Source organism: Streptomyces sp. NPDC002680 (assembly GCF_042889145.1).
GTDB classification, from domain to species: Bacteria; Actinomycetota; Actinomycetes; order Streptomycetales; family Streptomycetaceae; genus Streptomyces; species Streptomyces adonidis.
This window is the reverse complement of the sequence record NZ_JBIAQP010000009.1, coordinates 191180-209645: the sequence shown is the minus strand read 5'-3', so window position 1 is coordinate 209645 and position 18466 is coordinate 191180. Positions and strand designations below refer to the sequence as shown.

The 18466-nt window shown below is 68.6% G+C and carries 17 protein-coding genes; 4 read left to right on the top strand and 13 right to left on the bottom strand.

Features of this window, described 5'->3' with window-relative positions:
• Positions 1–114 precede the first annotated feature (114 nt).
• The 8 genes from ACFYXF_RS24480 to ACFYXF_RS24445 form a co-directional block, all read right to left on the bottom strand.
• Positions 115–651: a hypothetical protein gene (locus ACFYXF_RS24480; RefSeq protein ID WP_389352316.1), complete on the bottom strand. Its 537-nt coding sequence runs from the start codon at positions 649–651 to the stop codon at positions 115–117.
• Positions 652–965: 314 nt separating this feature from the next.
• Positions 966–1433 carry a hypothetical protein gene (locus tag ACFYXF_RS24475; RefSeq protein ID WP_389352314.1) on the bottom strand — a complete coding sequence of 156 codons (468 nt, stop codon included), beginning with the start codon at positions 1431–1433 and terminating at the stop codon, positions 966–968.
• Between the two features lie 199 nt (positions 1434–1632).
• Positions 1633–1833 (bottom strand): hypothetical protein, encoded by a 201-nt coding sequence (locus tag ACFYXF_RS24470; protein WP_389352312.1) that lies wholly within the window; start codon positions 1831–1833, stop codon positions 1633–1635.
• A 20-nt stretch (positions 1834–1853) separates the two neighbouring features.
• Entirely contained in the window at positions 1854–2459 is a 606-nt protein-coding gene (locus ACFYXF_RS24465) for a hypothetical protein (protein WP_389352310.1), read from the bottom strand.
• Entirely contained in the window at positions 2456–3124 is a 669-nt protein-coding gene (locus tag ACFYXF_RS24460; RefSeq protein WP_389352308.1) for a hypothetical protein, read from the bottom strand. Before ACFYXF_RS24460 ends, ACFYXF_RS24465 begins: the two co-directional genes overlap by 4 nt.
• Entirely contained in the window at positions 3111–3752 is a 642-nt protein-coding gene (locus tag ACFYXF_RS24455) for a hypothetical protein (RefSeq protein ID WP_389352306.1), read from the bottom strand. Before ACFYXF_RS24455 ends, ACFYXF_RS24460 begins: the two co-directional genes overlap by 14 nt.
• Before the next feature lie 26 nt (positions 3753–3778).
• Positions 3779–5074 (bottom strand): putative T7SS-secreted protein, encoded by a 1296-nt coding sequence (locus tag ACFYXF_RS24450; RefSeq protein ID WP_389352304.1) that lies wholly within the window; start codon positions 5072–5074, stop codon positions 3779–3781.
• Positions 5071–5382 carry a type VII secretion target gene (locus ACFYXF_RS24445; protein WP_006380709.1) on the bottom strand — a complete coding sequence of 104 codons (312 nt, stop codon included), beginning with the start codon at positions 5380–5382 and terminating at the stop codon, positions 5071–5073. Before ACFYXF_RS24445 ends, ACFYXF_RS24450 begins: the two co-directional genes overlap by 4 nt.
• A gap of 75 nt (positions 5383–5457) precedes the next feature.
• On the opposite strand from ACFYXF_RS24445, the gene ACFYXF_RS24440 reads away from it, so the two are divergent.
• Entirely contained in the window at positions 5458–6132 is a 675-nt protein-coding gene (locus tag ACFYXF_RS24440; protein WP_389352301.1) for a hypothetical protein, read from the top strand.
• A 105-nt stretch (positions 6133–6237) separates the two neighbouring features.
• Here the strand turns inward: ACFYXF_RS24440 and ACFYXF_RS24435 are convergent, their stop codons facing one another.
• Positions 6238–6537 carry a WXG100 family type VII secretion target gene (locus ACFYXF_RS24435; protein WP_006380729.1) on the bottom strand — a complete coding sequence of 100 codons (300 nt, stop codon included), beginning with the start codon at positions 6535–6537 and terminating at the stop codon, positions 6238–6240.
• A gap of 268 nt (positions 6538–6805) precedes the next feature.
• Here ACFYXF_RS24435 and ACFYXF_RS24430 point away from each other — a divergent pair, with 268 nt between their 5' ends.
• On the top strand, positions 6806–11374 hold the full coding sequence (locus ACFYXF_RS24430; protein WP_389352299.1) for an FtsK/SpoIIIE domain-containing protein: 4569 nt from the start codon (positions 6806–6808) through the stop codon (positions 11372–11374).
• Positions 11375–11806: 432 nt separating this feature from the next.
• Here the strand turns inward: ACFYXF_RS24430 and ACFYXF_RS24425 are convergent, their stop codons facing one another.
• Both ACFYXF_RS24425 and ACFYXF_RS24420 read right to left on the bottom strand, forming a co-directional pair.
• Positions 11807–13489, bottom strand: coding sequence for a serine/threonine-protein kinase (locus tag ACFYXF_RS24425; RefSeq protein WP_389352297.1), 1683 nt, complete (start codon positions 13487–13489; stop codon positions 11807–11809).
• Between the two features lie 59 nt (positions 13490–13548).
• A complete protein-coding gene (locus ACFYXF_RS24420; RefSeq protein ID WP_389352295.1) occupies positions 13549–14397 on the bottom strand; it encodes a menaquinone biosynthetic enzyme MqnA/MqnD family protein in 849 nt (282 codons plus the stop codon).
• A 300-nt stretch (positions 14398–14697) separates the two neighbouring features.
• Here ACFYXF_RS24420 and ACFYXF_RS24415 point away from each other — a divergent pair, with 300 nt between their 5' ends.
• Positions 14698–14901 carry a cold-shock protein gene (locus ACFYXF_RS24415; RefSeq protein WP_148009945.1) on the top strand — a complete coding sequence of 68 codons (204 nt, stop codon included), beginning with the start codon at positions 14698–14700 and terminating at the stop codon, positions 14899–14901.
• A 167-nt stretch (positions 14902–15068) separates the two neighbouring features.
• Positions 15069–15728, top strand: a complete 660-nt coding sequence (locus tag ACFYXF_RS24410; RefSeq protein ID WP_389352293.1) for a class I SAM-dependent methyltransferase — start codon at positions 15069–15071, stop codon at positions 15726–15728.
• A 15-nt stretch (positions 15729–15743) separates the two neighbouring features.
• Here the strand turns inward: ACFYXF_RS24410 and ACFYXF_RS24405 are convergent, their stop codons facing one another.
• Entirely contained in the window at positions 15744–16463 is a 720-nt protein-coding gene (locus ACFYXF_RS24405; RefSeq protein WP_389352671.1) for a DsbA family protein, read from the bottom strand.
• Positions 16464–16591: 128 nt separating this feature from the next.
• Positions 16592–18373 (bottom strand): 3-oxosteroid 1-dehydrogenase, encoded by a 1782-nt coding sequence (gene kstD / locus ACFYXF_RS24400; RefSeq protein WP_389352291.1) that lies wholly within the window; start codon positions 18371–18373, stop codon positions 16592–16594.
• Positions 18374–18466: the final 93 nt, after the last annotated feature.

The following is an 18466-nucleotide window of genomic DNA, read 5'->3' as shown; positions in this document are numbered from 1 at the left end:
CGCTCTCGTCTCGTCAGTGGGTCGCGGTCAGGCGCAAACGTCGCAAAAGGTGTCAGGTCGTCCGCCGCGCCGCCCGACGTCTCACACGCGCCGCCATCACCCGCGCGAAGCGCATCACCCCCGCTCACCCGTGGCGTCGTACTCCCGGTCCCATCGGCTCTGCCGTACGCCACCCCACGTACCCATCGCCACGGCCGCCACGACGAGAGACGCGAGCAGCGCCCCGTACGAGGTCGTGTCCACGTCCTCGACCGGTCGGGCGGCGCCCTCGGGGTCGTACCGGACGCGCAGGGTGTCCCCCTTCGACACCCAAGCCCCGCAGCCGTCTCCCTCCGACAGCGAGGGCGAGATCTCGTGCCCACCGGACATCCGCATCGTGCACTGGTCGGTCTTGCCCTCTTCCTTGTGCACCACCACGGCCTCGGTCCACCGGCCGCGGTCCGCCAGAGCGGCCTGATCGCCCGCCTGTTGCCCGAGCACACCCACGGCCACCCCCGCGGCCACGGGCACGATGAGTTGCCACGCGACCTTTCGCCGCTTGCGCGGAACCCTGCGCAGCCACAGCGCGGGGGCCAGGGCCGTCGCCAACGGCAGCACGATCCAGGCAAGCAACAGAGCCACGCCGCCGACGGGCTTGGGCAGCGGCACCACGGGGACGAGCCAGGCCAGTCCTGCGGAGCCGCCTGCGCACGCAAGGCCGCAGAGCGACCAGCGGATCGTCGCGATCCGCCGCCAGGAACCATCGTCCGCGGACCCGGGCTGTACGTCGGCCCGGGGACACGTTCGCCGCCATGTTCTCCCCCGTACTCGGACCGGAGCCACCCCGGTCATCGCGCCGGCCTGTCACGCCACCGACAGTGTGTTCACCATGCCGGCCGCGGCCTCCTCCATCTCATCTGCGATGCCCGGAACGGTCCAGGACATGAGGAAGACCACCGCGCTCTCGGCACCCGTCGGCAGCACTCCTACATGAGGGTCTCCAGCAGGACGCCCGGGCTGCGTGGCGAGGCTCCGGCCGCGGCGAAGTTCTGCCGGATGCGGACCGCGGAACCGATGGGCAGTTCGGTACGTGTGATCAGCGGTGGCCCGAAGTCGTGGGCGCTGAAGGTCTCGGCCAGCCAGTCCAGGGTGATCCGGGGCACCGACGCACCGGGATGGATGAGGTCGATCTCCAGGGTGCCCAACGCGTTGTCAAAACCATCGGGGTAGAAGGCGAAGGCGTAGAAGGGGTCGCGTCGTCGGCTGTCCTCGGCCCGCCTGCGGAGGTCCTTTTCCAGAGCCTGTGCGTCGATCTCGTATCCCGCCGCTCGACTTCGCTCACCGACTTCGGCAGCCGTACTCCCGGCCCACCGCCTGACGTCGTCGGTCGGCTCGATCGCGAGCGGCACCCAGTCCGTCGGGCAGACGATTCCGCATTCCCGAAGCTCGCTCATGCGCTGTCCGTCCAGCTGAGAGATCCGGCGACCGCGTCGAAGAGATCGACCATGGCATCGGCGATCTGGATCAGTGGGGTGGAGAAGGTGAGGAGCAGAATCGCCTCGGCCCTCGGCCCTCGGTACCTGCACCTGATAGTCCAACGTGACGGAAGGCAGCGCGTAGTCCGCGCCCTCCTCCGCCTCTGTCGCCGGGCGGTCACGGGCCGCCCTTCCAGGCCTCGACGGACGAGAGTGCCTTGATCTCGTCCGCCTGCTTCTTGATCGATTCCGCGGTCCTACGGAAATCGCGGCCAAGGCCGTCAGCCGGATTCGCGTTCCGGCTGAACTCCCGGTGGATCTTGGAGAGCGATCGTGCACTCTCCTTGATGGGCGAGATATCGGCAGTCTGATCCGACATGATCCCCCTGTTGAGAAGCCTCACACCACCCACCGCAGCGACCCCGCGATCGCATCGCACAACCGCTCCATCGGCCCGAACATCCCAGCCACCGGCGCCGAGAAGAAAAGCGTCAAGTAGCCCGCCCCGCCGGGCATACAGACGTGGACGTCGAGCGTCGTGGCGCCGAGGACCCGTACGGCAGTGCCCGCCGGGAGATCCACCACCGACACCTGGTCCCGAGCACGGCCTTCGGGCCGGCGCATGTCGAGCCATGCCGCGTACTTCTGCGGATCAGCCGGCGTCTCGCCCAGCGGCATCAACGACACAAGGAGGGAGACAGGCATGCTGCCGTCCTGGGAGGTCGTCAGGAGGAAGAACTCCATGGCGCCGCGCGCCCGGCCGGCCTCCGCGGTGTTGCGCAGAGCGGTCCATACGCCCCGGGTGAGTTCCGCGGTGACACGGCGGCCCGCCGCCTGGTGGTCCACGAAGGTCTTGAGCTGGGCACGCCAGCGGTCGTGAGTGAGGTCGATACGGAACCACTCCCGCGGAACCAGCAAGCGGTAGTCCCGGGGGAGGCCCACCGGCGGGTCGCCCGAGGGGCTGCTCACCGGAGGCGAGGCATCGGGCTCTGCTGACTCCGTCACCCCGGCATCACCAGGGGCGCTCCCTCGTCGTCGAAGAAGCGCACGCTCTTCACGACGCCGGCGAACATCGCGGAGAAGGTGTCCCAGCCTTCGATCGTCGGCGTTCCCATCTCCAGCACCAGCACGGTCCCGTTGTCCAGCGGAACCTGGACCTGTATGAAAGAGGTCCATATCGGCTCGTCCTGGCCGGACTCCGTCAGGCTGCCGTCAACGGCGGCGGACCGGTTGCCGACGCACGTCACCGCCGGGCCGCACGGCAACTTCACTTCGCCGACCTGTCCGAGCTCCAAGTGTCGCATCGTGGACGCTATGAAGCCCGCCGGATTCCTGCCGGCCCGCTCGTCCAGGTCCATGAGGCTGACGTTCACCGTGGCCGTGCAGCGCACCCCGTCGACTTCCGTCGTGACGAAGCCGGCGTACTGAACGCCCGCCTCGATGAAGTCGTCGTAGTTCGCGGCGCACATCGCAGCCCACTGCAGCTGCACTTCCTCATCGGCACCGGGCAGTGTCCGCTTGGCCAACTCGACCAGTTGGTCCGCGAGTTCGTCCAGGTCATCCGCCTCGAAGGGCAGCTCGAAGAAGCCCTCGGGCATGATCCACCGAACCTCCACGCCACCACCCGTGAGGCTGCGCCGGGCTTCGTCGACGGTGTCAGTGGTGGTCATCCGAACCTTCACTCCCAGAACTGTCAGAGCCGTCAGAGCTGTTAGAACCGCCAGAACCGCCAGAGCCGTCGGGCTGTGCGCGATCGGCCACCTCGGGATGGAATTTCGCCGCGAAGGGGTAGGGGCCGTAATGGGGGTAGAAGGCCGGGACGTCGGCTCCTCCCCGTCGGGCGATGTGCGCGATCTCCCGGTAACTTCGCGCGCGGGCCCGCAGGTTCTGCCGGACCGGATCGCCCCAGACCGACAGCGCGCTTCGTACGAAGAAGAGGAACTGAACTCCTACGACGGCCGCCGCGACCGCGAGATAGACCGTGCGGGCAGCGGCGGTCTCCCAGTACTGCGCCACTCCGCCCCAGTAGATCGCGGCCCCGAAGCCCACGAGCGCCAAGGGCACTCCATGCACGAGGCCGGCCTTGAACATGTCCTCTTCGTCGTCATGCCGCCGATGCAGCAGCGCGAGCACCGCCCGGTCGTCCAGGAAGTCGAACCGAAGCTCCCGGCGGGCCTTCTCCGCTGCCTGTTTCGCCTCGGGAACAGCGGAGATCACCGAGGCACCCACCAAGGTGACGACCTCACCGCCCCGGCGTCCGATGAAATCCCATTCACCGAAGTCATTGCTATCGCTCATGACACCTGCCCTCCTGACTCGCTTTTCTAGGCAGCCAGAGCCGCGTTGAACGGCTTCGGCGAGACGCTCGGGGCGGGTCCGGGCGTGGGCGACGGCGTGGGAGCGGGTGCGGGAGTGGTCGAGGGAGGTGCGCTGGGAGCAGGGCGCGGCGCGGGGGAAGGAGCGGGTGTGGCGGTCTTGGGCGGTTCCTGGTACCCGGTCTTCTCACCGTTCTCACCGCTGAACATCCGGTGCAGGGCGCTCCCGAGGCCTGCTCCCTTGATCACACCGGTGATCTTCTTGCCGTCGATCAACGCGTTGCGCGCTGTCCTGCCCAGAACCTTGTTGACCAGCTTGACGCTGACCCCGTTCAGGAAGTTGTGGCCGACTCCGTCGAGCGCGGTCGCATAGATCCTCGAGTTTCCGAATGCCTTCACCTTCGAGAGCCCCTTGAGGCCCTTGAGAACCCGGAACCCCTTCAGCGCACCAAGCCCGGGCAGCACTCCCAGCGCATCGGCGCCCAGCTTCAGCCAGTCGACCTTCCCACCGCGCGCTGTCATGTCGTACGCATGGCCTGCGAGCGCGGCCGCACTGGCCAGCACGGCAAGGGTCGCGAATATGGGAACCAGGAACTGAAGCGGCGGGACGAAGGCGCAGATCACCGCAAGCACGGACAGGACGGCCGAGATGTTCGACAACATGTCCGCCCAGTCCGCAAGGAAGTTCATGAAACCGCCCGGGTCCCGGACCGCATCGTGGTGCACGACATTCCTGATATGACGAGCGGCCTTGTCCCCCGCATCGTCATAGATCTCCCTGGCCTCCTTCACCAGCTTCCGTGCGCCACCGATGCGATGAAGCGCGTCGTCACGCTTCTTCTCCCAGCGCTCGTACTCGTCCTTCTCCGCGGCGGGAATGTTATGGGTGGGATACTTGTCGGTGTACTTCTGTACTTCGCGCTCCGCGAGGTCATGGTCGGTCTTGGCCTCGCGATAATCGCTCAGCGCCTTGTCCGCCTTTCGCTGCGCCCGGCGCATTTCGCTGGCGAACTCGTCCGAGCTACCCTCGCGCACGTCCTCCCCGACAGCCTTGGCCGCCTCGTCGTAGCGCTCGAAGGACTTCTTGAGCTTGTCCGACGTATCGCCGGCTATTTCGTGGAATCCTCTGCCGGCTTCACTGTCCCAACCCTCCACGGAAGCAAGCGCCTTGATGACCCGGGACTGCTCCTCGATCATCTCGGCCATTTTGCGCAACTTGCGCCCCAGTTCGGCCACTTCTTCGGGGTCGCCCGGCGTCGGGTCGTCATGCCACAGCGGCGGCCAGTCGGCATCCGTCCTGCTCACTTCTTCCCCTTGCTCTGCGCCTTGGCGTCCCTGATGGCCTCTGCCAGCTTGTGGTCGACTTCCTCGTACGCCTTGGCGGCGGTCGAAGTGAACTCGGCCAGCTGTTCAAGCTCCTTCATCAGTTTCTTTCGGGTCTTCTTCCAGGTGTCCCCGAATTCCGAGAAGGCATCTTTCAGCCCGCCGTGTCCCACAGCCTGGCCATACTCGTCGGCGGGATTACCGTTCCGCTCGAACTCGTCATGGATCTTGCCCAGGTCGCGTGAACACTTTTTGATGGCGGCAAGATCCGCCTTGATATGGTCCCCCATGAGTACTAACTCCCACTGGTTGATACGCTCTCGACGCACCGATCCTGTTTCCGCATCGGCAAGGAGAGTCGTGACGTGACACGTAGGGCCAAGCAGCACGTGAAAACGGACCGTCTCGGCATCCACGCCGAGGCGGGCGACTGGTGCACGATCGACAAGATCCCGCAACCCCCGGCGGAGGTACTCCAGGCTGCCGCCAACCCTCGGCTCCGACCTGCCAGAATGCGCCCACTGGGCATGGTCGGTGCGGTGCTCGGTGCCCCTTTCATACCCGTCATCATGTTCTTCGAGCTTCTGGCCAAAATAGAAGCGGCAGTCATGCGATCCCTTGACACCAAGGAAGAAAAGGAGCGGTGGCAAGCCAAGAAGGACGACGAGAAGCGCCGGGACGCCACCATCCTCCAACAAGGCCTCGACAAGGTCTTCGACGGGAACTGGGGCGCCGACGCCGGGCAGTTCCTGCTGCGTTGGTACAGCCACTCCACCCATCACCAGCGGCTGCTGCTCGCCACCGAGGACGGGATCGTCCTGGCGGCTCCGCCGCGGCGGGTCAGCGTGGGGCGGGAGAAGCACATGGAGATCGTCGCCCGACTGTCCGCCGACGAAGCGACCCTCGTCGACCCGTTCTCCGGTGAGTTCGAGACGAGGCTGCTGCTGATCCGCTTCCGGGACGGGTCCTGGCTGCGGGTCGAGACGGAAGAGCTGCGCAGCGAACTCCACATGTACGTGCTCCGGCAGCCCCTCGGCTGACGGGGGCGGGACCACGACCGGGCGCCGGCCCGGTGCGTACAGCGACGCTGCCGCACCGGGCCGGCGCCTCGCGGGCCATGCCCCTGAACCGCGCCTCGGCTTCGGCTACTTCTTCGCCGACTTCGCCAGTTCCTCGTCGATCTGCTCGAACTTGTCCGCGGCCATGGTCAGGTAGTCACCCATGCCGTCAAGACCGTCCAGCGTGTCCTTCGCGCCGCGCGTGAACTCCTCGAAGTTCTCGTCGAAGGCCTTCGACGAGCTCTTCGTGACGTAGCCGGACTCGACCAGGTTCGCGATGTACTTGCGCAGGCCGTCCAGCTTCTCCTGGAGCTTTTCCTTCTCCTTCACGACATGCTTGGCTGCATCCCGCATGTCCTGATATGTGACATCAAGGTCCTTGGCCATGAAGCCGCTCCCTCGTGAAAGTGCCGCAGGGCCAACCCCCGTGGCTTCCCTGTTCGAACTGGCTGAGGCAGCAGCTTACGGGTGTGGCACGAGTGGAGACATCCCGGTTCTGGAACAAGATTGTTCAACACCGTTCCGTCACCAATTCACCATAGGGAAGAGCCCGGTCCCCACCCGTTGCCCTTCTGTCATACCGAGCGGATATCGTCACTCCCTACGGTGGCCGGCGATGCGGAAGCGGCCACGGGGGCCGTTGGGGAGGACAACCGTGCGCCTGACTCTGACCGTCGTCGATCCGTTCGGCGGGGGCACCGCCGACGTCGTGCTCGACGCGGATCCCGAGTCCACCGTCGGGGACATCGCACAGGAACTGGCCAAACAGGTCGGCCACAGCGGTGCCCAGATCATTCCGCTCGGGCATCACGGACAGGTGCCCGCCAACAACTCCCCCCTTGTGTATGTCGATGGGTACGCCGTCGATCCGAGCTCCAATGTCGTCGGGTCGCCGCTGCGCGAAGGTGCCGTCGTCAGCCTTCAGGATCCGGCCGGGTGTCTGCCCGGGGAACCGACCGGGCTCGTCGAACTGCGGGTCGTCGGCGGGCCCGTCGCCGGGTTCGTGCACCGGCTCGGGGTCGGGCGGTACGACATCGGCAGCGGGCCCGCCGCGTACATCAGGATCGACGATCCCGAAGTCGACGCCCGCGCCCTCACGTTGTCAGTTGCAACCGACGGCACCTGCCAAGTCGCCGTCCACGGGGACAAGGAGAGCGTCACTCTCGACGGCAAGGCGATCGCCGACGTCGAGGGGGACGCCTGGCCCCTCGGCGGGCAGATCTCCATCGGGAACTCCCTCGTCGAACTCGCCCGCTACACCCCGCCCAACGCCGCCCTCAAGTGGTCCGAGGACGGCGTCGGGCTCGACTACAACCGGCCGCCCCGTCTGCGCGCCCCCGACCGGCAGACCAAGTTCCGGCTGCCGTCGCCGCCGCGCGACTTCGAGGCCCGGCCGCTGCCCTGGCTGATGGCGCTCACACCGCTCGTGGGCGCGATCGTGGCCGTGGCCATCTTCGGGCGCTGGTACTACCTGATCATGGCGGGCCTCAGCCCGATCATGCTCTTCGCCAACTACTTCATGGACAAGAAGCACGGGCGCAAGTCCCATGCCAAGCAGGTCAAGGAGTACAAGGAGCAGAAGGAGCGGATCGAGAAGGACGCCCAGGACGCCTTGGTGGCCGAAAGGCAGGATCGGCGGCACGCCATTCCCGACCCCGCCACCGTCCTCTCCCTCGGCACCGGACCCCGTACGCGGCTGTGGGAGCGTCGGCGCACGGACCGCGACCATCTGCTGCTGCGGGTCGGCACCGGGCAGATGCCGTCCGAGGTCGTGCTCGACGACCCGGAGCAGGACGAGCACCGGCGTCAGGTGACCTGGAAGATCGAGGACGCGCCGGTCGCGCTGTCGCTGCGGTCGCTGGGTGTCATTGGTATGGCGGGCCCTGGGGATTCGGCGCGCGCTCTCGGGCGGTGGGCCATCGCCCAGACCGCCGCCCTCCAAAGCCCGATGGACGTCCAGTTCTATGTGCTGAGCGAGAGCACCGCGCAGGAGAGCTGGGACTGGGTCCGCTGGCTGCCGCACACCAGGCCGTCCGGCGGGCAAGACGTCAACGTCCTCATAGGGACGGACGCGGAGACCGTCGGCGCGCGCATCGGCGAGCTGACGCAGATCCTCGACGCACGCAAGAAGGCCCTGGAGCAGAACAAGGGGCAGCGCGCGTCGTTCAGCGACCCGGACATCGTCGTCGTCTGGGACGGTTCGCGGCGGCTGCGGTCGCTGCCGGGCGTTGTCAAGCTGCTGCGCGAGGGTCCGGACGTGGCGATGTACGCCCTCTGCCTCGACGCCGAGGAGAGGTTCCTGCCCGGTGAGTGCCAGGCCTTCGTCGTGGCCGAGCCCAAGCCCGAGGAGCACGCTGATCAGGCGTACAACCCCCAGGCCCAGGCTCAGCCGCAGGTCGCGGGCGGATTCCCGTCCTTCCAGGCCTGGCACAACACCGGCAGCGAGACCGATCAGCGGGCCCGGACCGACAAGCTGCGGCTGCGCGTCGAGGAGGAGAGCGCGGAGCGACTGGCCGACGTACGGCCCGACTTCGTCTCCGCCGCCTGGTGTCTGCGCCTGGCCCGTTCCCTGTCCGCCCTCCGTGACATCAGCGGCGAGACCGAGGACTCGGCGCTGCCCGGCTCCAGCCGGCTGCTCGACGTGCTCCAGCTGGAGCCGCCGACGCCCGACGCGATCTCCGCGCGCTGGCGGATGGGCGGGCAGTCGACGATGGCGGTCATCGGGGAGTCGTACGACGGCCCCTTCGGCATCGACATCCGCAAGGACGGGCCGCACGGACTCATCGCCGGTACGACCGGTTCGGGCAAGTCGGAGCTGCTGCAGACCATCGTGGCCGCGCTGGCCGTCGCCAACACCCCCGAGAACATGACGTTCGTGCTCGTGGACTACAAGGGTGGCGCCGCCTTCAAGGACTGTGTGCATCTCCCGCACACCGTCGGCATGGTGACCGACCTCGACGCCCACCTCGTCGAGCGTGCCCTCGAATCGCTGGGCGCCGAGCTGCACCGCCGCGAGCACATCCTGGCCGCCGCCGACGCCAAGGACATCGAGGACTACCAGGACCTGGTGCGCAGGGACCCCTCCCACGCGCCCGTCCCCCGACTCCTCATCGTCATCGACGAGTTCGCGTCGATGGTGCGTGACCTGCCCGACTTCGTCACGGGGCTGGTGAACATCGCCCAGCGAGGCCGTTCCCTCGGCATTCACCTGCTGCTGGCCACCCAGCGGCCGTCGGGTGTCGTGTCCCCGGAAATCCGCGCGAACACCAACCTCCGTATCGCCCTGCGGGTGACCGATGGTGGTGAGTCGTCGGACGTCATCGACTCGCCCGAAGCCGGACACATCTCCAAGAACACGCCCGGTCGCGCGTACGTCCGACTCGGCCACGCCTCCCTCGTCCCCTTCCAGTCCGGACGCGTCGGCGGACGCCGGCCCGGAGCGGCCGACCCGGCGGTGCTCATGCCCTGGTCGGGGGCGCTGGCCTGGGAGGATCTGGGGCGGGCCGCGCTGAAGAAGCCCAAGGTCGAGGCGCGTGAGGAAGAGGAGATCACCGACCTCAAGGTGCTCGTCGACGCCGTACGCGACGCCAACCGGTCGCTCGGTATCCCGCCCCAGCACAGCCCCTGGCTGCCCGCGCTCTCCGAGACGCTGCTGCTCGACGAGATCGAGGTCCCCGCCTTCGCCGACCACGGCACGGGCAAGCTCGCGCCCGTCCCGTACGGCATCGAGGACCTGCCGGCCGCCCAGGCGCGCCGCCCGGTCGTCGTCGACTTCTCCACCTTCGGCCATCTGATGATCGGCGGCGCCCCGCGCAGCGGCCGCTCGCAGATCCTCCGTACGATCGCGGCCTCCCTGGCCCGCACCCACTCCACGGCCGATGTCCACCTGTACGGCATCGACTGCGGCAATGGCGCGCTCAACGCGCTGAGCCGGCTGCCGCACTGCGGTGCCGTGGTCAGCCGTAACCAGACCGAGCGTGTGATTCGGCTGGTCAACCGGCTGAAGGGGGAAATGGCGCGCCGCCAGGACCTGTTGGCGGAGAAGGGGTTCGCGGACATCGGTGAGCAGCGGGCCGCGTCGGCGGAGCAGGAGCGGCTGCCGCACATCGTCGTGCTGCTGGACCGGTGGGAGGGCTGGGTGCCCACCCTCGGCGAGGTCGACCACGGGTCGCTGACCGACGAGTTGACGACGATGATGCGTGAGGGCGCGAGCGTCGGTATCCATCTGATCCTGACCGGTGACCGCACGCTGCTCGTCGGCCGGATCGCGACGCTCACCGAGGACAAGTACGGGCTGCGGCTCGCCGACCGCAGCGACTTCTCGACGCTCGGTATCCCGCACCGGAAGGTCCCGGAGGAGATTCCGCCGGGCCGTGGCTACAAGAACGAGTCAGGCATCGAGACCCAGTTCGCGCTGCTGTCGGAGGACACGACGGGCCAGGGCCAGGCGGCGGCGATCACCGCGATCGGCGAGGCGGCTGCGGCCCGGGACGCCCAAGTCCCGCGCTCCCGGCGCCCGTTCCGCGTCGACAGCCTCCCGTCCCGGATCTCGTTCGCGGACGCGTGGGGCATGCGCGACCCGGAGACGTCAGGCTCGCGCCTCTGGGGCCTGGTCGGCATCGGCGGCGACGACATCACGGGCTTCGGGCCCGATCTCGCGACGGGTGTACCGACGTTCGTCATCGCGGGGCCTGCGAAATCGGGCCGCTCGACGGTGCTGATGAACTTCGCGCAGTCGTATCTGTCGCAGGGTGTACGTCTGGTCATCGCCGCCCCGCGCCAGTCGCCGCTCCGTCAACTGGACGGCACGGAAGGGGTGTTGAAGCTGTACACCGGTGACGACATCGACGAGGACGACTTCGAGGAGATCATCGACCAGGCGTCGCTGGAGGAGCCGATCGTGGTTCTCATCGACGACGGGGAGATCCTGGAGGACTGCGATGCGGCGAGCCAGATGAAGAAGATCGTGTCGAGGGGGGCAGAGCGGGGGCTCGGGCTGGTCATCGCCGGTGACGAGGAGGATGTCTGCAGTGGGTTCAGTGGCTGGCAGGTCGACGCGAAGAAGGGGCGGCGGGGGATTCTGCTCTCCCCGCAGGAATCGTCGAGTGGGGATCTGATCGGGGTGCGCATCAACCGGAGCATGGTGGGTGGGCAGATCGCGCCGGGCAAGGGGATGTTGCATCTGGGGGATGGGGAGCTTCGTACGGTTGTCATCCCTGGGTGAGTGGGTGGGGTGCGGGCGGTAAGGGTTCTCGCCCCCGCCGCCCCTACCCGTTCCCATCCTTCTGGGGGCTGCCGCCCCCAGACCCCCGCATCGGCCTGAACAGCCTCGTCCTCAAACGCCGGACGGGCTAAAAGATCAAGCGCCGGCCGGCGTTCGAGGACAACCACACTCAGCCCACCCATTTCCCCGCCCACCCGCCCCGCCGCACTTCAGCACCGACCAGGACATTTCAGCCCGTCCGGCGTTTGAGGACGAGCGCGTTCAGCGCGACTCTCCCACCCACCCGCACCCCCACCCAGCCCGTCCGGCGTTTGAGGACAAGGCCCGTTCAGGGCCGGAGCGGGGGTCTGGGGGCGGCAGCCCCCAGAAGGATGGGACGGGTAGGGGCGGCGGGGGCGAGAGAAACCCGGCCCGAGCCACAGGCCCGGCCCCCTACTCCACCCGCGACATCCGAGCCACCGGATCCCCCGCCTCCGGGTTGTCCGTCTCGTACTTCAGCTCGTCCCCCACCGGAGTGAGTCGCACCGTATGCGACCCCGTCGTACACACATTCCTGTTCGACTCGTCGGCGATCGACGTCACGATCAGGCGGGTCTTCGTGACCTCCTTGAGGATCAGTTCGTCGTCGCAGATGCCCCCGATCTGGTCGGTCTGGCGGAACGTGCCCAGCTTCTCGCCCACCGCCACCCGCCGCACCGTCACCCGGAACGTCCCCATCGGCAACGCCCCGTCGAGAGCGACAGCCGGCCCCTCCCAGGTACCGACGTAGGACGCGGGAACCGTCATCGTGCCGCTCGCCGGATCCGGCACCGTGCTCGGTGCCGGGCTGCTCTCGGCCTCACCGGAGTCCTCGCCGGTGTCCTCGCCGGTGTCCTTGCCCGCCGCCGAGTCGGAGCCGCTCACCGAGTGCCCCTTCTTGTCCCCGCCCGGCAGCAGGTCGAAGACGAACACCGAACCCACCGTCACCGCCGCCAACGCGCCCGCCACCGCGAGGGCCACCGTGCAGCTCAACCTCCGCCCACGCCCGTCGGCCACCGGCCCCGAGGTCGCCGCCACACTCACGGAGACCTTCCCAGGCGTACGGTCGGACGGCACAGGCACAGGCACAGGCACAGGCACAGGCTCCGCGTCCCGAGGCCCCGGCATCACCGGCGCCGGCCCGAACTCCCCCACCCCCACCTCGACCGATGACGCCTCCGCCGACGACGCCTCCGCCCCCGCAACCTCCAGGTTCAGCAACGCCACCGCCCCCCTGCTGACCCGCTCCACCAACGCCCCCGGCAGCCACCCACCCGCCACCAGCCGCGCCGCGCCTTCCGGAGCGAGCCGCCGAGCCACCTCCCCGGGAGCCGGTCGCACGGACGGGTCCTTCGCCAGGCACCCCTCCACCACCTCCCGCAACTCCCCGCTCAAGCCGTCGAGTTCGGGCTCCTCGTGCACGACCTTGTACAGCAGGGCTGCTGAAGAGTCACCAGGGAAGGGAGATCTGCCCGTCGCCGCGTACGCCAGTACCGCGCCCAGAGAGAAGACGTCCGCCGCTCCCTCCACCGGCTTGCCGAGGATCTGCTCCGGGGACATGTAGCCCGGCGAGCCCACCGACACACCCGTCGACGTCAGCGACGCCGTACCGTCCGTGGCCCGCGCGATGCCGAAGTCGATCAATAGAGGGCCGTCGAGGGTCAGCAGGACATTGGACGGCTTCACGTCCCGGTGGACCAGGTGCAGCGCGTGTACGGCCGTCAGCGCTTCCGCAAGGCCCGCCCCCAGCGCCCGTGCGGAATCCAGCGGCAGTGGGCCGTCCTCCGTGACCGCCGCCGTCAGCGAGGGGCCGGCCGCGTACGCCGTCGCCACCCACGGCACCGGGGCATCCGGGTCCGCCTCCAGGACGGGTGCCGTCCACGCCCCGCCCACCCGCCGCGCCGCCTCGACCTCGCGCCGGAACCGCGCCCGGAACTCCTCGTCGAGCGCGAAATGCGGGTGCACGATCTTGACCGCGACGGTACGGCCGCCCGCGCTGCGCCCCAGGTAGACCCGGCCCATCCCGCCCGCGCCGAGCCGCCCCAGCAGCCGGTAGGGCCCGATCACGGCCGACTCGCCGACGTCCAGCGGCTGCATGACGCCCACCTCTCCCCCGTACAACACCCAGCCATCGCGGCAACCGCGCGACCAGCAGCCTACGGCTCCAGCAACTCCACCTCCACGTCCGCCGGGAAGCCCGTCGTCGGGCCCACCCGGCGGGCGAACTCCTGTACGGCCGCCAGCTGCGGACCGCCGAAGCGGAAGTCGAGGGTCGTGAAGTAGCGCTCCAGGACCGTCGCGTCGAACTCCTCCCAGCGGGCCGCCTGTTCGGCGACCTTGCCGACCTCCTCCAGGGAGAGGTCGCGGGAGGCGAGGAACGCCTCGTGGACCTTCCTGGTCAGGGTCGGTTCGCGGTCGAGGTAGTCCCGTCGCGCAGCCCAGACCGCGAAGACGAACGGCAGGCCGGTCCACTCCTTCCACAGCGCGCCCAGGTCGTGCACCTGAAGGCCGTAGCGCGGGCCGTCGAGGAGGTTGGCGCGCAGGGCCGCGTCCCCGATCAGCACCGCCGCGTCCGCCTCCTGCATCATCAGGCTGAGATCGGGCGGACACGTGTAGTAGTCAGGTTGTACGCCGTAACGCTCGGACAGAAGCAGCTGCGCCAGGCGTACGGACGTACGGGAGGTCGAGCCGAGCGCCACCCGTGCGCCGTCCAGGCGGTCGAGCGGGACCTGGGAGACGATCACGCACGACATCACCGGGCCGTCGCAGCCGACGGCGATGTCGGGGAAGGCGACCAGGTCGTCGGCGTTGCGGAGGAACTCGACGAGGGTGATGGGCCCGATGTCGAGCTCGCCGCGCACCAGCCGCTCGCTGAGCTTCTCGGGGGTGTCCTTGGTCAGCTCGAAGTCGAGGAGCGTGCCCGTTCTCGCGAGCCCCCAGTAGAGGGGCAGGCAGTTCAGGAACTGGATGTGGCCGACGCGCGGCCGGGTGCGAGAATTGTCCACATCGCGAGGCTAACGGGCGTGGGGTACGGTGCACCCTCCTGGGGGTTGTCCGGATGGTTGTCAAGACCGCGCGCCGTCTCTCAAACGTCCGGGTGACGTGATCTTGCCCTCTATTGCTTTCGCCTGCCCGAGTGCTAAGCTCACCGCAAGTTGCAGTTTGGTTTCCCTTGCAGTACAGAGCCTGCGGAGCATGTGACCGCGGGCTCTCGTCGTTTTCAGATGAATGCAGTTGTTTACAAGTTTTTGTTTACACCTTGCAGGTTCTGGAGCAGGGCAACCCTTTGGGCCCAAGGAGGGCTTATGGCTACCGGAACCGTGAAGTGGTTCAACGCCGAAAAGGGCTTTGGTTTCATTGCCCAGGAAGGCGGCGGCCCGGACGTCTTCGTCCACTACTCCGCGATCAACGCGAGCGGATTCCGCTCCCTCGAAGAGAACCAGGCGGTTTCCTTCGACGTCACGCAGGGTCCGAAGGGCCCGCAGGCGGAGAACGTCACCCCCCTGTAGGTCTTCGGCTCACCTGAGTCCCCGGCTCATCTGAGCCAGTTACTCTGATCCGGAACGTGTGCAGTACCCAAGGAGCTCCGAGCCATCCGGCATCGGAGCTCCTGCCCTTTCCGGGGCCCGTCCTTCCCCCGGCCGCATTGTCAGTGGGTCCCGCTAACCTCCCGCCCATGGCCACTGACACCGATTTCGTCGCCGCTACCCGCGTCTTCTACGACGCCATCGCCGAGGACTACTTCTCCCGCTTCCGTTCCGGACTCGCCGCCCAGCCGCTGGAGCGGGCCGTGCTCGCCGCGTACGCCGAGTTCGTACGGGGTTCAGGGGGCGGTGGCGGACAGGTCGCCGATCTCGGGTGCGGGCCCGGGTGGGTCACCGCGTTCCTCGACTCGCTCGGGCTGTCGGTGTTCGGTCTTGACCTGTCGGAGTCGATGCTCACGGTGGCCCGGCGGGAGCATCCGGGACTGCGGTTCGAGCAGGGTTCGATGCTGGAGCTGGATCTCGCGGACGAGGTGCTCGGCGGGCTCGTGTCCTGGTACTCGACCATCCACACCCCGATCGATCGCCTGCCCGCCCTCTTCGCCGAGTTCCGGCGCGTGCTGGCGCCGGGCGGGCAGCTGCTGCTCGGCTTCCAGGTCGGGGACGAGCCCAAGCACCACGACCAGCCCTTCGGGCGCCCCGTGTCCATGGACTTCCAGCGCCGCCGGCCCGACCGGATCGCCGCGCTGCTGACGGCGGCCGGCTTCGCCCTCACCTCGCAGACCGTGCGGGAGGCGAACGAGGAGGCCGGGGAGTCGTCCCCGCATGCGTTCCTGATGGCCCGCAGGCCGTGAACACCGGGGGTCGGGTCAGAAGCCGTAGTCCTCGGGGTCCGGGAGCCGCTGGTAGTCCTCGTAGGCCTCCCACTCCCCCGGTCTGTCCCGGATCAGTTCCAGCAACTCGGCGAAGAGCTTCGGGTCGAACAGGACCCCGTTGATCTCCTCCGGGACCCGGATGTCGTTGATCACGGCGGTGGGCGTGCCCGGGCCCTTCCCGACCTCCGTACCAGCGATCTCGTACGCGTGCTCAGCGGCGGTCACGAAGGAGCGGTACTTCATCGTCTTCACCGCCGATTCGAAGGCCGGGGTGCGCAACCCCTCGACCTGCTCGGCCAGTTCGAGGAGGCGGGCGTCGGTGAAGCCGTCGACCTCCTCCTCGGGCTGGTTGGCGTAGAGCACCTCGTGGTACTCGGCGAACCTGTCGGCGTCCAGGGCGGCCCGGAGCGCGTTGGCCGCCTTCTTCGAGCCGCTGCCGCCGAGCCGGTCGTCGAGGAAGGAGGCCAGGGTGTACTCGGCCTTCACCTCGCGCCGCAGCACGGCCTGCTGGAGTTCCTGGCCGCCGCCGGTCGTCTCGAACTCCTCGCAGACCGGGCAGCGCATGTCCTCGTACAGGTGCACGGTCACCTCGGCGGTCGGGTCGCCGACCGTGATGGTCGTACCGTTCGCCGCGAGCTTCTCCGGCGTCTGCGCCAGGCTGCCGTACGGCTCCGGATCCCCGTACCGCTGCCCGCATCCCGCGACGAGCGACATTCCCACCACGGCCGCCACAGCCACCGCGGTGATCCCCCTGCTTCGCACTTCGTGCCTCCCCGGCAATCAGCGCGACCCTAGGGCATGTTCATGCAGAACGCACAGAAATAACGGCGGCGGAGCGACGGTCACAGCACCCCCGCCGCCGCCAGTGCCGCCACATACCCGAACGTCATCGCCGGGCCGATCGTAGAGCCCGCGCCCGCGTAGCTGTGGCCCATGACGGCGGCGCTGGCGTTTCCGGCGGCGTACAGGCCGGGGATCACCGTGCCGTCGGCGCGCAGGACCCGTGCCCGGGCATCCGTGCGCAGGCCGCCCTTCGTTCCGAGGTCGCCGGGGACGATCCGGAAGACGTAGTACGGGGGCAGCCACAGCGGGGCCAGACAGGAGTTCGGGAGAACGGCCGGGTCCGTGTAGTAGTGGTCGTACGCGCTGTCGCCGCGCCCGAAGTCGGTGTCATCGCCGTTCAGGGCAAGGGAGTTGAAGCGGCTGACGGTGGTGCGGAGGGCGGCGGCCGGGACGCCGATGGCAGTGGCCAGGGCATCGACCGTCCACGCCTTGTACGCGGCACCGGAGTTGTACCAGTCCGCCGGGAGTACGAAGGTCGGCGCGATGTCCTTGAAGAGGTAGCGGTTGCGGTAGTTCTGGTCGACGATCAGCCAGGCCGGGATGTCGGGGTCGGTGGGGTTGCGCTCGTACATGGTGTGGACGACGTCGCTGTAGGGACCGGCCTCGTTGACGAAGCGGGAGCCGGCCGCGTTGACCAACAGGCCGCCGGGGAGGGTGCGTTCGGCGAGGCAGAAGTACGGCTCGCCGGGGAGCGGGATCGCCGGGCCCCACCAGGCGTCGTCCATCAGGGCGAGGGAACCGCCCGCCCGTTCCCCCGCGCGGATGCCGTCGCCCGTGTTCTCCTTCGCGCCGACGGTCCACTCCGTACCGATGGGCTGCTGCTGGTACTGGTTGCGCATCGCCGCGTTGTGCTCGAAGCCGCCCGAGCCGACGATCACGCCTCGCCGGGCGCGGAGGAGACCGGGGGTGCCGTTGCGGGTGACGACGGCGCCGGTGACGGTCCCGGCCTCGGAGTAGAGGTCGGTGAGGGGGGTGTTGAGCCAGACGGGCACGCCTGCCGAGGCCAGCCCCGCACGCAGTCCGCCCGCGAGGGCCTGGCCCATGGTGAGCGGGGTCTCCCCGCGCAGCGCGGCCCTCGTACCGCGCGCCAGGCACTCCACCGCCACAGCCGCGCCCTTCACGCTCACGGCCGACAGGGCCAGCCACTTGTAGTCGGCGCTGAAGACGACCATGCCGGACGGGACGGCGAGGTAGGGCGGGTTGAGGTGGGCGAGTTCGGCGCCGAGGACGTTCCCGTCGAGCTGATCGGGCTCGATGGAACGGCCGTTGGGCAGCCCGCCCGGCAACTCCGGGTAGTAGTCGCTGTATCCCTCCATCCAGCGGAAGCGGAGGGGGCTGTTCGCCATGACGAAGGAGAGCATGGCGGGTCCGTGGGCGAGGAAGGCCTGTTGGCGGGCGGCCGGGATCTCCGGTCCGACGACCGCCGCGAGGTAGGCGGCGGCCTTGGCGGGGGTGTCCGGCACACCGGCGGCGAGGATCACGGAGTTGTTCGGTATCCAGATCCCGGCACCGGAACGGGCGGCGGACCCGCCGAAGGTCGGCGCTTTCTCGACGACGACACAGGTCAGCCCCTGTTTGGCGGCGGTCAGCGCGGCGGTCATCCCGGCGGCACCGGCGCCGATCACGACGACGTCGTACGTCCCGAGGAGGGGCGGGGCGGCGGCGCGGGCGGCCGTCGCACCGACCCCGACCGCAACACCCGCCACGGCGGCGGTGCCTGCCAACACGCCTCGTCTGGAGGGGAGTTGGGTATGTCTTGCGGAGTCCGATTCTGGGTTCATGGGGCGGGAATGTCCTGCTTGGGTCTTGTGAAGTCAAGGCCCATGCCTGACCGACAGTGAAACCCGCTCGACCGCGTCTCCCCTTGGAGAGAT

Bases quoted from the DNA above. Each gene is read 5' to 3' on its own strand.
- ACFYXF_RS24470 (WP_389352312.1), bottom strand. From the start codon at position 1,833: ATGTCGGATCAGACTGCCGATATCTCGCCCATCAAGGAGAGTGCACGA.
- ACFYXF_RS24445 (WP_006380709.1), bottom strand. From the start codon at position 5,382: ATGGGGGACCATATCAAGGCGGATCTTGCCGCCATCAAAAAGTGTTCA.
- ACFYXF_RS24475 (WP_389352314.1), bottom strand. From the start codon at position 1,433: ATGAGCGAGCTTCGGGAATGCGGAATCGTCTGCCCGACGGACTGGGTG.
- kstD (WP_389352291.1), bottom strand. From the start codon at position 18,373: ATGAACCCAGAATCGGACTCCGCAAGACATACCCAACTCCCCTCCAGA.
- ACFYXF_RS24410 (WP_389352293.1), top strand. From the start codon at position 15,069: ATGGCCACTGACACCGATTTCGTCGCCGCTACCCGCGTCTTCTACGAC.
- ACFYXF_RS24455 (WP_389352306.1), bottom strand. From the start codon at position 3,752: ATGAGCGATAGCAATGACTTCGGTGAATGGGATTTCATCGGACGCCGG.
- ACFYXF_RS24415 (WP_148009945.1), top strand. From the start codon at position 14,698: ATGGCTACCGGAACCGTGAAGTGGTTCAACGCCGAAAAGGGCTTTGGT.
- ACFYXF_RS24405 (WP_389352671.1), bottom strand. From the start codon at position 16,463: ATGTCGCTCGTCGCGGGATGCGGGCAGCGGTACGGGGATCCGGAGCCG.
- ACFYXF_RS24435 (WP_006380729.1), bottom strand. From the start codon at position 6,537: ATGGCCAAGGACCTTGATGTCACATATCAGGACATGCGGGATGCAGCC.
- ACFYXF_RS24425 (WP_389352297.1), bottom strand. From the start codon at position 13,489: ATGCAGCCGCTGGACGTCGGCGAGTCGGCCGTGATCGGGCCCTACCGG.
- ACFYXF_RS24460 (WP_389352308.1), bottom strand. From the start codon at position 3,124: ATGACCACCACTGACACCGTCGACGAAGCCCGGCGCAGCCTCACGGGT.